Origin of the sequence: Stappia sp., assembly GCF_048261845.1 — a bacterium.
GTDB lineage: Bacteria > Pseudomonadota > Alphaproteobacteria > Rhizobiales > Stappiaceae > Stappia.
Genome location: NZ_JBLXFR010000046.1, coordinates 1 through 13432, shown reverse-complemented (window position 1 = coordinate 13432; position 13432 = coordinate 1). Strand labels below are relative to the sequence as shown.

General features: G+C 65.6%; 15 protein-coding genes and 1 riboswitch. Of the genes, 11 read left to right on the top strand and 4 right to left on the bottom strand.

Translation table 11 applies throughout. The annotated features are described in order from the left end of the window. Positions 1–20: 20 nt before the first annotated feature. Genes ACN0T5_RS16225 through ACN0T5_RS16215 form a run of 3 tightly spaced genes read right to left on the bottom strand, consistent with a single transcriptional unit; the run spans position 21 to position 2153 of the window. The gene (locus ACN0T5_RS16225) at positions 21–431 is read right to left on the bottom strand and encodes a Fur family transcriptional regulator (RefSeq protein ID WP_417769652.1); all 411 of its coding nucleotides are present in this window, start codon (positions 429–431) and stop codon (positions 21–23) included. After that, positions 428–1270, bottom strand: a complete 843-nt coding sequence (locus ACN0T5_RS16220; RefSeq protein ID WP_417769651.1) for a metal ABC transporter permease — start codon at positions 1268–1270, stop codon at positions 428–430. The genes ACN0T5_RS16225 and ACN0T5_RS16220 overlap by 4 nt, the downstream gene beginning before the upstream one ends. Next, positions 1260–2153: an ATP-binding cassette domain-containing protein gene (locus ACN0T5_RS16215; RefSeq protein ID WP_417769650.1), complete on the bottom strand. Its 894-nt coding sequence runs from the start codon at positions 2151–2153 to the stop codon at positions 1260–1262. Before ACN0T5_RS16215 ends, ACN0T5_RS16220 begins: the two co-directional genes overlap by 11 nt. A gap of 221 nt (positions 2154–2374) precedes the next feature. Here ACN0T5_RS16215 and znuA point away from each other — a divergent pair, with 221 nt between their 5' ends. The 7 genes from znuA (at position 2375) to ACN0T5_RS16180 (ending at position 9136) form a co-directional block, all read left to right on the top strand. Then, positions 2375–3349, top strand: coding sequence for a zinc ABC transporter substrate-binding protein ZnuA (gene znuA, locus ACN0T5_RS16210; protein WP_417769649.1), 975 nt, complete (start codon positions 2375–2377; stop codon positions 3347–3349). Between the two features lie 121 nt (positions 3350–3470). Next, positions 3471–4199, top strand: coding sequence for a DUF4198 domain-containing protein (locus ACN0T5_RS16205; RefSeq protein WP_417769648.1), 729 nt, complete (start codon positions 3471–3473; stop codon positions 4197–4199). A 63-nt stretch (positions 4200–4262) separates the two neighbouring features. Next, complete coding sequence (locus ACN0T5_RS16200; protein WP_417769647.1) at positions 4263–5468, top strand: GTP-binding protein; 1206 nt, start codon at positions 4263–4265, stop codon at positions 5466–5468. A gap of 36 nt (positions 5469–5504) precedes the next feature. Continuing rightward, a riboswitch (cobalamin riboswitch) is annotated at positions 5505–5722 on the top strand. A gap of 121 nt (positions 5723–5843) precedes the next feature. Then, on the top strand, positions 5844–6272 hold the full coding sequence (locus ACN0T5_RS16195; protein WP_417769646.1) for a DUF1636 family protein: 429 nt from the start codon (positions 5844–5846) through the stop codon (positions 6270–6272). Beyond that, positions 6269–7150, top strand: coding sequence for an ABC transporter ATP-binding protein (locus ACN0T5_RS16190; RefSeq protein ID WP_417769645.1), 882 nt, complete (start codon positions 6269–6271; stop codon positions 7148–7150). Before ACN0T5_RS16195 ends, ACN0T5_RS16190 begins: the two co-directional genes overlap by 4 nt. A 57-nt stretch (positions 7151–7207) precedes the next feature. Beyond that, a complete protein-coding gene (locus ACN0T5_RS16185) occupies positions 7208–8155 on the top strand; it encodes an ABC transporter substrate-binding protein (protein WP_417769644.1) in 948 nt (315 codons plus the stop codon). A gap of 3 nt (positions 8156–8158) precedes the next feature. Beyond that, positions 8159–9136, top strand: a complete 978-nt coding sequence (locus tag ACN0T5_RS16180; RefSeq protein WP_417769643.1) for a FecCD family ABC transporter permease — start codon at positions 8159–8161, stop codon at positions 9134–9136. Between the two features lie 42 nt (positions 9137–9178). Here ACN0T5_RS16180 and ACN0T5_RS16175 read toward each other — a convergent pair whose 3' ends face one another. Further along, positions 9179–9652, bottom strand: a complete 474-nt coding sequence (locus tag ACN0T5_RS16175; protein WP_417769642.1) for an Lrp/AsnC family transcriptional regulator — start codon at positions 9650–9652, stop codon at positions 9179–9181. A 183-nt stretch (positions 9653–9835) separates the two neighbouring features. Here ACN0T5_RS16175 and ACN0T5_RS16170 point away from each other — a divergent pair, with 183 nt between their 5' ends. The 4 genes from ACN0T5_RS16170 to ACN0T5_RS16155 form a co-directional block, all read left to right on the top strand. Next, positions 9836–10987, top strand: a complete 1152-nt coding sequence (locus ACN0T5_RS16170; RefSeq protein WP_417769641.1) for an acyl-CoA dehydrogenase family protein — start codon at positions 9836–9838, stop codon at positions 10985–10987. Positions 10988–11057: 70 nt separating this feature from the next. Beyond that, positions 11058–12290 carry a 3-methyl-2-oxobutanoate dehydrogenase (2-methylpropanoyl-transferring) subunit alpha gene (locus ACN0T5_RS16165; RefSeq protein ID WP_417769640.1) on the top strand — a complete coding sequence of 411 codons (1233 nt, stop codon included), beginning with the start codon at positions 11058–11060 and terminating at the stop codon, positions 12288–12290. Between the two features lies 1 nt (position 12291). After that, the gene (locus tag ACN0T5_RS16160; protein ID WP_417769639.1) at positions 12292–13305 is read left to right on the top strand and encodes an alpha-ketoacid dehydrogenase subunit beta; all 1014 of its coding nucleotides are present in this window, start codon (positions 12292–12294) and stop codon (positions 13303–13305) included. A 4-nt stretch (positions 13306–13309) separates the two neighbouring features. After that, positions 13310–13432: biotin/lipoyl-containing protein (locus ACN0T5_RS16155; RefSeq protein WP_417769672.1), on the top strand; the 123-nt coding region annotated here is incomplete at its 3' end.

The following is a 13432-nucleotide window of genomic DNA, read 5'->3' as shown; positions in this document are numbered from 1 at the left end:
GATGAGGGTGCGGCCTGCTCTCAGGCCGCTTGGCAACTCGCACAAGTACCACGCAGTTCCACCGTCGATTTCCTCAGGACAAATCCCGTTTTCCTGGCCAGATCCTTGAGATGATGGGCAAGCTCGTCATCGCTCAGTTCGGCGACCATCCCGCACGTGTCGCAGATGGCGAAGGCGACGGTCTCGTGCCCGTCGCAATCGGGATGGCGACAGGCAACGAAGGCGTTGAGGCTTTCCAGCCTGTGCACGGCCCCCATTTCCACTAGCTTGTCGAGCGCGCGGTAGACCTGGGGAGGCGCCCGAAAGCCCTCCTCGCGCAGCTGGTCGAGGATCGTGTAGGCGCTGAGCGGCGCGTTGGCCCGTGACAGGGCCGACAGGACGAGGCTCTGGTTGCGCGTCAGGCCCGCAGGCATCTGATGGCTCACGTTCATGGTCTCTCGCCTTCCGTTTTCGCGGCCGCTCCGCCGCGCCTCATTCCCGCAATCATCCCGGCCAGCGGACTGAGGCTCAGGAGAAACAGGGCCAGCGCCGCAACCACGATCGAGGGGCCCGACGGCGTATCCCATTCAAGCGACCCGAAAAGACCGCCTATCACGGCGACAACACCGACCAGGGCCGCAAGCACCGCCATCTGTTCGGGGCCGGTCGACAGCCGGCGCGCCGTGGCGGCCGGAATGATCAGCATCGCGGTGATCAGCAGCACACCGACGATCTTCATCGAAATCGCGATGACTGTCGCCAGCAGGATCATGAAGACCAGATTTGCCCGGTCGGGACGCAGTCCCTCCGCCTCCGCCAGTTCGCGGTTGATGGTGGCGGCGAAGAGCGGCGTCCAGATCGCTGCCAGCACGACAAGGACGAACACGCCACCGGCGTAGATGGCGAGAATGTCCAGGGTCGACACCGCGAGAATGTCGCCAAAGAGAAAGCCCATCAGATCGATCCGTACCCAGCTCATGAACGCCAGCGCCATCAACCCGAGTGCCAGCGATGAATGCGCCAGCAAGCCGAGAAGCGCGTCGGAGGACAGCGAGGCCCGGCGCTGCAGCAGCAGGAGGGCCAGCGAGACGAGCACCGACACGGCAAACACCGCCAGGGTGATGTTCACCTCGAACAGGAAGGCGAGCGCCACGCCCAGAAGCGCCGCATGCGACAGCGTATCGCCGAAATAGGCAAGGCGGCGCCAGACGATGAAACAGCCGAGAGGGCCAGCGACCAGCGCAACGCCGATGCCCGCGACAAGCGCGCGAACGAAGAAGTCATCGAGCATGCCCGGCCTCCCCGACCTTGTGCCGTGCCGCCTCGTTCCCGCCGGCCGGGACAGGCGCGCTCCCGGCCTTGCCCTGGCCATCCTGGCCGTGGTCATGATGATGACCATCATCGGGGTGGCAATGTTCGGTGATGGTGCCGTCTGCGTGAAGCACGCGGCCATCCTCCAGATGGGTATGGTCGTGATGGTGTTCGTAGACCGCCAGCGTCGCATCGGCACGGGCGCCGAAAAGCTGGCGATAGGCGGGGCTCGAGGCGACGGCCGTCGGCGCGCCCTGGCAGCAGACATGGCCGTTGAGGCAGACCACGTGATCCGTCGCCGCCATCACCACATGCAGGTCATGCGAGATCAGCAGCACCCCGCAACCCAGATCGTCGCGAATCCGGCCGATCAGGTCGTAAAGGGCGATCTCGCCGGAAAAGTCCACGCCCTGCACCGGTTCGTCGAGAACCAGCAAGTCCGGCTTGCGGCAGATGGCACGCGCCAGCAGGGCACGCTGGAACTCGCCGCCTGACAGGTTGCGCATTTCCGCCCCGGCCAGATGCGGGATGCCCGTCGCCTCCAACGCAGACGTGGTCGCCGTTCGCCCGACCTTGCCGGTAAGGGCGAGAAAGCGCTCAACGGTCAGGGGCAGCGTCCAGTCGATGCTGAGCTTCTGGGGCACGTAGCCAACCCTGAGGCCGGCGCGGCGTTCGGCCCGCCCCTCGTCTGGCGAGAGGATGCCAAGCGCGGTTTTCGCCGTGGTCGACTTGCCGGATCCGTTCGGCCCGATCAGCGTGACGATCTCGCCCGGATGCACGGCAAGGTCGACCCCGCGCACAAGCCAGCGACCGTCGCGAAACACGCCGGCACCCGCCAGGCTCACCAGCGCTTCAGGCGTCATGTTCAGATTTGATTTCGACATGCCAGGCCAAGTTTGGAATCGGATGGACCAGTGTCCTGCCGCCGCTCCCGGCGGGCAAGACCGGCGATCCACATCACGAGGACAAAAAGCACGAAAGGCTCTTGCGGACCTATATGGCACACGTTATAGCGTAACGCAATCTTGTGATCTTATAACATGTCAACGTCCACGAACCTGCCCTGCCCGAAACGAGGATTGCCATGACCCCGCTCCGCACCCTGCTCCTGTCCGCCACTGTCCTGGGCGCCTCCGTCGCCGCCAGCCAGGCCGCGCCGGACGTCGTCGCCTCGGTCAAGCCGGTTCATTCGCTGGTCGCGGCGGTGATGAAGGGTGTCGGTGAGCCGGCGCTGATCGTGGAAGGCGCCGGTTCGCCGCACACATACAGCCTGAAGCCCTCGCAGGCGCGCCGCTTGCAGAATGCCGACATTGTCTTCTGGGTCGGCCCCGAGATGGAAGCCTTCCTCGAAAAGCCGATCGAGACGATCGGCGACAAGGCGACGGCCGTCGAACTCATCGACGCGCACGGCCTCGTGAAACTCCCCTTCCGCGAGGGTGGCGCCTTCGAGGCGCATGAGCATCACGATGACGATCATGCCGGGGGGGAGCATGCCGGGCATGACCACGCGGGACATGACCACGAGCACGGGCACGGTGCGTTCGACGCGCATGTCTGGCTGGATCCGGAAAACGCAAAGGCCATGATCCACGAGATCGAGGAGACCCTGAGCGCCGCCGATCCGGACAATGCGAAAGCCTATGCGGACAACGCGGCGGCGGCATCCGCCGGGATCGACGCCCTCATCGAGGAAGTCGGCACCATTCTCGCCCCGGTTCGCGGCAAGGGGTACGTCGTCTTTCACGACGCCTACCAGTATTTCGAAAAGCGCTTCGACATTCCCGCCGCCGGCTCGATCACCGTCAGCCCGGAGGTCATGCCGGGCGCCGAGCGCGTCAGCGAGATTCGTGCGCGGATCGGCGAGCTGGGCGCTGCCTGCGTTTTCGCCGAACCGCAGTTCGAGCCGAAGCTGATCTCGGTCGTGATCGAGGGAACCGCCGCGAAGTCCGGCATTCTCGATCCGCTCGGCAGCTCGCTCAAGGACGGTCCCGATCTCTATGCGGAGTTGATCCGCGGCATGGCGACCTCCCTGCGCGACTGCCTGGCCGACGCCAGCTAGCCCCCCCTTCCTTCCCGCGGGTCAGGGCCGGTCGGTCCTGACCGCTCCCCACCGGAAAGGCGGAGACATCCGCCTTTCTCTTTCCCCTGAAATGTAATGTCATAACATACGGAGTTGTTTCATGCGAGGTATCGTGTTTTCCGCCATGGCCGCCGCCCTTCTTCTGGGCAGTGCCCTGGATGCCATGGCCCATGGCATCTGGATCGCCCAGCGCCACGGCGATCTTGCCATTGTCTACGGCCATGGCGCCTCCGACGAGGCCTATGATCCGAACAAGGTCACGCAGGCGACCGGCCATCTCGAGGACGGCACCACGGCGCCGGCCACGACCGAGGACCGCGGCAACCATGTGCTCGTCGTGCCGCCGAAGGACGCCGCCGTTCTCACCGCGACGATGGACAACGGCTATTGGAGCGAAGGGCCCGACGGGAAATGGGTCAACAAGCCGAAGTCGGAAGTGGACGGCGCCAAACAGGGCGGCCGCTATCTCAAGCACACGGTCGCGATCCTCGACCATTCCCCGCTCGCCAGCCAGGCAAAAGGCATGGCGCTGGAAATCGTGCCGGAGCGCGATCCCACCGAACTTTCGCCCGGCGACGAGCTTGTCGTGACCGTGCTGCTCAACGGCAAGCCGCTGGCCGATACGCTGGTCATCCAGGAATACACCACGGACAGCGAGAACAAGGCCCTGCGCACCGATGCTGAAGGGCGCGCCAGCGTCACGGTTCGCAACAACGGCCTCAACGTTATCGCCGTGTCGGCGGACGAAGCCTCTGCGGAGCCGGAGAAGGCCGACCGCGTCGGTCACTTCGCCACCCTGTCCTTCAGCCTCGACTATCACACCCACTGAACCTGCGAGCGGGCCGGCCTGTTGCCGGCCCGCCCCTGCCCTCCCCTGTTCCGGAGCCTCCCCATGCAAGAACGCCTCCCCGTGACGGTCCTGTCCGGCTTCCTCGGCGCCGGCAAGACGACGCTTCTCAACCACGTCCTCAACAATCGCGAGGGCCTCAGGGTCGCGGTCATCGTCAACGACATGAGCGAGGTGAACATTGACGCGAGCCTCGTGCGCGACGGCGGCGGCAACCTCTCGCGAACGCAGGAACGGCTTGTGGAGATGACCAATGGCTGCATCTGCTGCACCTTGCGAGAGGATCTCCTTAAGGAAGTGCGCGCGCTTTGCGAGGATGGCCGTTTCGACCACCTGCTGATCGAATCGACCGGAATTTCCGAGCCCCTTCCCGTCGCCTCCACCTTCGAGTTCCGCGACGAGGCGGGCGAGAGCCTTTCCGATGTCGCCCGTCTCGATTCGATGGTCACGGTGGTCGATGCGGCCAATCTCCTGCGCGACTACGGTTCGACGGATTTCCTCAGGGACAGGGGCGAGACCCTGGGCGAGGAGGACGAGCGCACCCTTGTCGACCTTCTGGTCGACCAGATCGAGTTTGCCGACACGATCGTTCTCAACAAGGTCGCCGGCGCCGCACCGGAAACGCTCGACGCCGCGCGCAAGATCGTCAAGGCGCTCAACCCCGATGCCCGCGTGCTGGAAGCGGACCACGCGCGCGTCCCCCTTTCCGAAATTCTGGGAACCGGCCGCTTCGACTTCGAAAAGGCGCATGAGCATCCCCTCTGGTTCAAGGAACTCAACGGCTTCAGGGATCACATCCCCGAGACGGAGGAATACGGCATTCGTTCCTTCGTCTATCGCGCCCGCCGACCCTTCCGGCCCGATGCGTTCCAGCGCTTCGTCGACCGCGGCTGGCCGGGGGTGATCCGGGCCAAGGGCTTTTTCTGGTTGGCGACGCGCCCGCGCTTCGTCGGCGAACTGGCCCAGGCGGGCGCCTTCGTGAAGACCGAAAAGCGGGGGCTCTGGTGGTCCGCCGTTCCCAAGACGCATTGGCCGGACGCGCCCGACTGGCATGCGGCCATGGCACCCTATCTCGATCCGGTCTGGGGAGATCGCCGGCAGGAGCTTGTGTTCATCGGCACCGCCGCGATGGACGAGGCAGAGATCCGCGCCGAACTCGATGCCGCACTGGTGATCGATGGCGCCTTCGTCCCGGAAACCTGGGCGCAGCTTCCCGATCCCTTCCCCGGCTGGACCGCGTCCGGATCCTGAAACCCGGCAATGGGGCTTGCGGCAGGTCGGCGCTTCTGCGAAGTTTCCCCCGATGGTTGCCGACGGCGGAAACGCCAGAGGCATGAAAAGGGAACACGGTGAGGCGTACCCATCAGGGACCGAGACCGTGGCTGCCCCCGCAACTGTAAGCGGTTAGCCGATCCGCACTCGCCACTGTCCGCATAGCGGGCGGGAAGGCGCGAACCGGCGACGATCCGCGAGCCAGGAGACCTGCCATCTCCCTTTCAACGTCAACCGGACGGGGTGTTCCGGGAGGTCCCATGATCGACTGTTCTGCTGAATTCCGGTTTTCCCCCTGTCGCATCTCGCGCGACCGGGCTGTCCGCTCTCCCGTTCCGGCAGGGGGAGGCAGTCATGGCGCATGACATGGCGGCAGTCATTCCACTCTACGGGGACGCGAACGGGCAACGGCGTCACCGCGTCGTCGTCTGCACCACCTGTCGCAACCGCGAGACGCGCGAGCAACCCGGCACCAAGCTTGCCACCCTTCTCGAAACCGAGCTTTCCGGCCCGGAGTTCGAAGGCTTCGAGGTGTCCGTCGTCTCCTGCATGGCGGGATGCGACCGCCCCTGCGCCGTCGCGTTTCAGGGCGACGGCAAGGCATCCTATCTCTTCGGCGACATCGAGCCCGGCCGCGACAGCGATGCCCTTGTCGCCTTCGCCCGGCAATATGCGGAACTCGATGATGGCTGGTGCTCGTCCATCCAGCGCCCCGAAGGCCTGAAGGGCAAGACGCTTTCTCGCATTCCCGCATTGCTGCCGCCCGGGAGGGAGCGGCCATGAGCCATGACACAGGACGCGGCGTGGCCCTTGAACTGCGGGACGTGACCTATCGCGTGCCCCGCGCCGGCACGCTGGTCGAGAAACTGTCCCTGCATGTGCATGACGGCGAGATCCTCGTTATCGCCGGCCCCAACGGAGCTGGAAAATCGACGCTGATCCGCATGATCGCCGGCATCAGCACACCGTCCGGAGGAGACATTCTCCTGGGCGGGCAGTCCTATTCGCGCATAGGCATCACCGAGCGCGCCCGCTCGATCGCCTATGTCGGCCAGAACGATGATACCGACAGCCGCCTGACGGTCGGGCAATATGTCGCCCTCGGGAATCTGCCGCATCGCCGGACGATCGGCACGCGCGCGGCGCTCCACGCAACCGGTTCGGCATTGGCCCTTGCCGGCCTTGATGCCCTTCGCGAGCGCAGGATGGGCGACATCTCGGGCGGTGAACGCCAACGCGCGAAGATCGCGAGGGCCGTGTGCCAGAAGCCGACTGTCCTGGTGCTGGACGAACCCACCAATCATCTCGACCCCTCGGCACGCGGCGAATTGCTGAGCCTTGTATCGGGGCTCGGCATCACCGTGGTTGCCGCCCTGCACGACCTGACGCTGATCGAAGCCTTCGCAAGCCATGTCGCGCTCATCCGGTCCGGTGCCCTGGTCGCCTACGGGCATCCGGTGGACGTCCTCACCTCGGCGCAGGTGCGCGATGTGTTCAGCGTCGACATGCACCGTTTGCCGCATCCGACCCAGGCCCGGCACATGAGCGTGCTCGACATCCCGGTCGACGGCCGCTTTCCGGTCGCGTCGGTGCAGGTCGCGCCGGTGCAGGTCGAAGGTCCGGTGATCGAGCTTCCGCGCCGGAATGCGGCCGGCACCTGAGCCGCCGCCGGCTGCCCGTTCCAACCGCTCGCCATTTCCCTGTTCCATGAGGACAAGATGACCCGCCTTTTCACGCTGCTCGCCGCTTCGCTTCTTGCCAGTCCCGCCCTCGCCTTTCCGGTGACAGTCGACAATTGCGGGGAACCGCTGACATTCGACGCAGCCCCCACGCGCCTGGTTACCCAGGACATCAACATGACCGAGATGGCCTTCGCGCTTGGCCTGCAGGAATACATGGTCGGTGTCAGCGGGATCAGCGGTTGGTACAAGACCAGCCCCCTGTTCGAGGAGCGCCGGGGCGACATTCCGGAAATAGCCCCCAAATATCCGTCCCTCGAAAACCTGATCGCGGTCTCTCCCGACATCTTCTTCGCCGGCTGGTACTACGGCATGAAGCCGGGCGGTGACGTCACGCCCGACATCCTCGCGCCGCACGGCATCAAGACGCTGCTCCTCACGGAAAGCTGCATTCATGTCGACAAGGCACGGCCCAAGGCGACGCTGGACCTGCTTTATGCCGACATGCTGCGGCTGGGAACCGTCTTCGGCAAGCGACCCGAGGCCGAGGCAATGGTTGCCGGCTGGAAAGCGCGCGTGACGGAGGTCTCCCGGCATCTCACGACAGCCGACCGGCCGCGCGTCTTCCTGTATGATTCCGGAGAGGACAAGCCGTTCACCGCCGGAAAGTTCGCCATGCCGACGGCAATGATCGAGGCCGCCGGCGGACAGAATGTCAGCGCCGGCATGGAAACCAGCTGGGGCACGACCTCCTGGGAAGCCGTTGCCGCATCCGATCCGGAATTCATCATCCTGCTCGACTACCAGGGCGGCGGCGGTGCCGACAAGCTGCGCGCCTTCCTTGAGGCGCATCCAGTAATGCAGCATGTCGAGGCCGTGAAATCCGCTCGCTATCTCGCCCTGCGTTATGAGCAGATCACCCCGGGACCGGCCAATATCGACGGTATCGAAGCGCTCGGCCGCGCCATGCATCCGGACGCATTCTAAGCCATGCGTCTCGCCCTGATGCTGTGCGCCGGTTTCCTCGGCGTCCTCGCCCTGCTGCTGGCCGCGATCGCGATCGGCGCAACGCCCCTGCCGCTTGCCGCCGTGATCGACGCGCTGCGCGGCGAGGATGGGCCGATTGCCCGGATCGTCGTCGACCTGCGCCTCCCCCGCGCCCTGCTGGCACTGCTGGTGGGGGCGGGTCTCGGCACGGTCGGATGCCTGTTGCAGACCGCGACCCGCAACGACCTTGCCGATCCCTTCCTCTTCGGGCTGTCGTCCGGAGCTGCAGCGGGTGCGGTGTTCGTGATCACCGTCACCGGCGACCTTCTCGGCGTCTGGACGCTTCCCGCCGCCGCATTCGCCGGTGGCATGGCCGCTTCCGCCATTGTCCTGATGCTGATCTCGCGGCTCGGCGACCGGGGGCCGGCGCGGCTGGTGCTGGCCGGCCTTGCCGTCTCCTTCCTGTTCATGGCCCTGACGAACTATCTGGTCTTTGCCGGCGACCAGAGAGCCGCCCATTCGGTCCTGTTCTGGACACTGGGCGGACTGGGACTGGCACGCTGGGACCTGCTGCCCGTCGCCGCTGCCGGTCTTGCCGCGATCCTGCTCTTCGCCGTCATCTTCCACCGCAGCTTCGATGCCTTGCTGGCGGGCGAGGACACTGCGCAGACACTCGGGGTCGACGTCGTCGCCCTGCGCCGGAACACGTTCCTGGTCTGCGCCTTCGCCACCGCCGCGTTCGTTTCCATCAGCGGTGTCATCGGCTTTGTCGGCTTGATGGTGCCTCACATGGCGCGGGCGTTTGCCGGCCCCTTGCACGGACGTTTCGTGCCACTCGCCGCGCTCATCGGCGCCGGCCTGCTGCTTGTCAGCGACATCGCTTCACGCACCGCGCTCGCCCCGCAGGAATTGCCCATCGGTATCGTCACGACGTCCGTGGGAGCGCTCTTCGTGCTCACGCTCCTGCGTCGCGACGGGTAGCGCGTTCGCGCCGTGTGTTTCAGGCGCGGCCCGAGCGCCCGGTCATCCCTTCGCCGGCACGCAGGACACCACCTTCTTCAGGCAGCGCAGCGAGAAGCTCGACTTCGAGTGGCGCAGGCCCGACACCCGGAACAGCCGCTCGCGCAGGAACTCCTCGACCCCCTTCGTTCCGCTTGCCGCCACCTTGACGAAATAGTCGTAGTCGCCGGCCATCAGGTAGACCTCGAGCACCTCCGGGATCTCCGACATCGCCTTGCCGAAGCCCTCCAGGGCTTCGGCGTCGTGCCGGTCGAGGGACACCTCGATCATCACCGTCTCGCCGACGCCGAGCTGTTCGTGGTCCAGAACCGCCGTGTAACCGGCAATGATCCCCTCCTCCTCCAGCCGTCGCACGCGCTGCCAGCACGGGCTTGGCGAAAGCCCCACCTCCCGGGCGAGTTCCGTATTGGACAGACGCCCGTTGGCGACAAGCGCCTTCAGGATTCTGCGGTCGGTATCGTCGATCTGTCGGGACACAGCAGGATCATCCTTGTTTTTTCATAATGACAGGAGAATATTCCACATCACGACGAAATCGAAGCAATTTCGGTATGAAATTTTGAGCGCGCCGGGTAATGATCGATGCAATATTTCGACCATAGGTTGTTGGTGGCCTGGGCGGCGTTCGCACCGGGCCCTCTTGGCGGGGAGGCGCCGATCATGGATTTCGCACTATCGGAAGAGCAGACGCTGATCTTCGACATGGCCCACGATTTCGGGCAGCAGGCAATCGCGCCGCATGCCTATGCCTGGGAGAAGGCTGGCACCATTCCGCGCGACATCCTGAAGCAAGCCGGCGAACTGGGTTTCGGCGCGATCTACGTGCCGGAGGAGTTCGGCGGAACCGGCCTGTCCCGGCTTGACGCGACGCTTGTCTTCGAGGCCCTGTCCGCCGCCTGCCCCTCCGTTGCCGCCTTCCTGTCGATCCACAACATGTGCGCCGGCATGATCGCCCGCTACGGCGACGAGGCCCTGCGCGAGCGCTACCTGCCGCAGCTGGCGAGCATGGAGAAGATCGCCTCCTACTGCCTGACCGAACCGGGCTCGGGCTCCGATGCCGCCGCGCTGCGCACCAGGGCCGGCCGGACCAACGAGGGCTATGTCCTCAACGGCTCAAAGGCCTTCATCTCCGGCGGCGGCTTCTCCGATCTTTATGTCGTCATGTGCCGCACCGGCGAGGACGGGCCGAAAGGCATCTCGACGCTGGTGGTGGAAGACGGCAGCCAGGGGCTGTCCTTCGGCGCCAACGAGCACAAGATGGGATGGAAGGCGCAGCCGACGGCCCAGGTGCAGTTCCACGACTGCACCGTGCCGGCGGAAAACCTCCTCGGCGAGGAAGGCAAGGGCTTTTCCTACGCCATGGCCGGACTGGACGGCGGGCGGCTGAACATCGCGGCCTGCGCGCTTGGCGGTGCGCAGGCAGCGCTTGTCGCGGCAACCCGCTACATGGGCGAGCGCAAGGCCTTCGGGAAGACGATCGACCAGTTCCAGGGCCTGCAATTCCGGCTCGCCGACATGGAAACGGAGTTGCAGGCAGGCCGTATCTTCCTGCGCCAGGCCGCCTGGAAACTGGACACGGGCGCGGCGGACGCGACCAAATACTGCGCGATGGCGAAGCGCTTTGTCACCGACACCGCGTTCAAGGTCGCCAATGACGCGCTGCAGCTGCTTGGCGGCTACGGCTATCTCGAGGACTACGGGATCGAGAAGATCGTGCGCGACCTGCGCGTCCACCAGATCCTCGAGGGAACCAACGAGATCATGCGCGTCATTGTCGCGCGTGCCATGCTGGCGGAACGTGACCGATCCTGAGGTCGCCCGCCGTCCGTTCGCGGCAAGGGCCGCAAGACCCGTGAATACCGATGTCGACAAGGGAGTTTCCATGACCGCTCCACGACCGCTGTCCCTGCATGTACCCGAACCCGGCTGCCGCCCCGGCGACACGCCGGATTTCTCCGATTTCGAGATCCCGCGCGCCGGTGCCGTCCGGCGTCCCGACGTCAGCGAGGCGCCCGAGGACATGCGCGACATGGCCTTTTCGGTCGTCAGGGTGCTCAACAAGGCCGGCGAGGCCGTGGGCCCCTGGGCAGGCCTGCTTGATGCCGACGCGCTGCGCACGGGCCTGCGCCACATGCTGACCCTGCGCCAGTTCGACGAGCGCATGCTGAAGGCGCAGCGGCAGGGCAAGACCAGCTTCTACATGCAGCATCTGGGTGAGGAGGCCGTCTCCTGCGCCTTCCGCATGGCACTGGAGGACGGGGACATGAACTTCCCCACCTACCGCCAGGCGGGCCTGCTGATCGCGGGCGGTTATCCGATGACCGACATGATGAACCAGATCTATTCCAACGCCGCCGACCCGCTGCACGGACGGCAGATGCCGGTGATGTACTCCGCCCGAGATCACGGCTTCTTCACGATCTCCGGCAATCTGGGCACCCAGTTCATCCAGGCGGTCGGCTGGGCGATGGCCTCCGCCATCTCCAACGACACCAGGATCGCCGCCGCGTGGATCGGCGACGGGTCGACCTCGGAGAACGACTTTCACGCCGCCATGGTCTTCGCCTCCACGTACAAGGCACCGGTGATCCTCAACATCGTCAACAACCAGTGGGCGATCTCGACCTTCCAGGGCATGGCGCGCGGCGGTGCGGTGACCTTCGCCGCCCGCGGCCACGGTTTCGGCATTCCCGCGATCCGGGTCGACGGCAACGACTATCTGGCCGTTCACGCGGTCGCGAGCTGGGCGGCGGAGCGCGCCCGCTCGGGCCTCGGACCGACCTTGATCGAGCATGTGACCTACCGGGCCGGCGGCCACTCGACCTCGGACGACCCGTCCGCCTACCGCTCCAAGGACGAATTCAGCGCCTGGCCCTTGGGCGAGCCGATCGCCCGGCTGAAGGCGCATCTGATCACCATCGGGGAATGGTCGGAGGAGCGCCATACCCAGGCGATGGCCGAGATCAACGACGAGGTGCGCGCATGCCAGAAGAAGGCCGAGGTCAACGGCACGCTGATCACCGGTCCGCATCCCTCGCCGCGCTCCATGTTCGACGACGTCTATGCCGAGATGCCGCCGCATCTCCAGCGGCAGCGTCAGGAAGCGGGGTTCTGAGATGGCACGCATGACAATGATCGAGGCGATCCGCAACGCCCATGACCTTGCCATGGACCGGGACAAGCGGGTCGTCGTTTTCGGCGAGGATGTCGGCTATTTCGGCGGTGTCTTCCGCTGCACCGCCGGTTTGCAGAAGAAATACGGATCGAACCGCTGCTTCGACGCGCCGATCAACGAGGGCGGCATCGTGGGCGCGGGCATCGGCATGGCGGCCTATGGCCTCAAGCCGGTCGTCGAGATCCAGTTCGCCGACTACATGTACCCCGCCTATGACCAGATCGTCAGCGAGGCGGCCCGCCTTCGGCACCGCTCGGCCGGGCAGTTCACCTGCTCGATGGTCATCCGCATGCCGACCGGCGGCGGCATCTTCGGCGGCCAGACGCACAGCCAGAGCCCCGAGGCGCTGTTCACCCATGTGTCGGGCCTCAAGGTGGTGGTGCCGTCCAACCCGCGCGACGCCAAGGGTCTGCTGCTTGCCGCGATCGAGGATCCGGACCCGGTGATCTTCCTGGAACCGAAGCGGCTCTACAACGGCCCCTTCGACGGTCACCACGACCGGCCGGTGGTTCCCTGGAAGAAGCACGACCTCGGCGACGTCAGCGAGGACTATTACACCGTCCCGCTCGGCAAGGCGAAGATCCGCCGCGAGGGAGCAGCGCTCACCGTGCTTGCCTACGGCACCATGGTCTATGTCGCGCAAGCGGCGGCGGAAGAGGCAGGCATCGATGCCGAGATCATCGATCTGAGGACACTCATCCCGCTGGACCTCGAGACGATCGAGGCCTCGGTGAAGAAGACCGGGCGCTGCGTCATCATCCACGAAGCGACCAAGACATCCGGTTTCGGCGCGGAGCTGAGCGCGCTGGTGCAGGAGACCTGCTTCTACCACCTGGAAGCTCCCATCGTGCGGGTGACGGGCTGGGACACGCCCTATCCGCATGCACAGGAATGGACCTATTTCCCCGGTCCGGAGCGGATCAAGCGCGCCTTTGCGCAGGTTCTGGAGGGCTGAGACCATGGGCATCTACACCATCAACCTGCCCGATGTCGGCGAAGGCATCGCAGAAGCCGAACTGACCGAATGGAACGTCTCGGTCGGCGACGATGTCGCCGAGGACGACGTGCTCGGCGTCGTGATG

Coding starts and splice junctions, on each gene's coding strand:
- ACN0T5_RS16215 (WP_417769650.1), bottom strand. CDS start 2,153: ATGACGCCTGAAGCGCTGGTGAGCCTGGCGGGTGCCGGCGTGTTTCGC.
- ACN0T5_RS16220 (WP_417769651.1), bottom strand. CDS start 1,270: ATGCTCGATGACTTCTTCGTTCGCGCGCTTGTCGCGGGCATCGGCGTT.
- ACN0T5_RS16205 (WP_417769648.1), top strand. CDS start 3,471: ATGCGAGGTATCGTGTTTTCCGCCATGGCCGCCGCCCTTCTTCTGGGC.
- ACN0T5_RS16170 (WP_417769641.1), top strand. CDS start 9,836: ATGGATTTCGCACTATCGGAAGAGCAGACGCTGATCTTCGACATGGCC.
- ACN0T5_RS16180 (WP_417769643.1), top strand. CDS start 8,159: ATGCGTCTCGCCCTGATGCTGTGCGCCGGTTTCCTCGGCGTCCTCGCC.
- ACN0T5_RS16160 (WP_417769639.1), top strand. CDS start 12,292: ATGGCACGCATGACAATGATCGAGGCGATCCGCAACGCCCATGACCTT.
- ACN0T5_RS16200 (WP_417769647.1), top strand. CDS start 4,263: ATGCAAGAACGCCTCCCCGTGACGGTCCTGTCCGGCTTCCTCGGCGCC.
- ACN0T5_RS16225 (WP_417769652.1), bottom strand. CDS start 431: ATGAACGTGAGCCATCAGATGCCTGCGGGCCTGACGCGCAACCAGAGC.
- ACN0T5_RS16185 (WP_417769644.1), top strand. CDS start 7,208: ATGACCCGCCTTTTCACGCTGCTCGCCGCTTCGCTTCTTGCCAGTCCC.
- ACN0T5_RS16190 (WP_417769645.1), top strand. CDS start 6,269: ATGAGCCATGACACAGGACGCGGCGTGGCCCTTGAACTGCGGGACGTG.
- ACN0T5_RS16195 (WP_417769646.1), top strand. CDS start 5,844: ATGGCGCATGACATGGCGGCAGTCATTCCACTCTACGGGGACGCGAAC.
- znuA (WP_417769649.1), top strand. CDS start 2,375: ATGACCCCGCTCCGCACCCTGCTCCTGTCCGCCACTGTCCTGGGCGCC.
- ACN0T5_RS16165 (WP_417769640.1), top strand. CDS start 11,058: ATGACCGCTCCACGACCGCTGTCCCTGCATGTACCCGAACCCGGCTGC.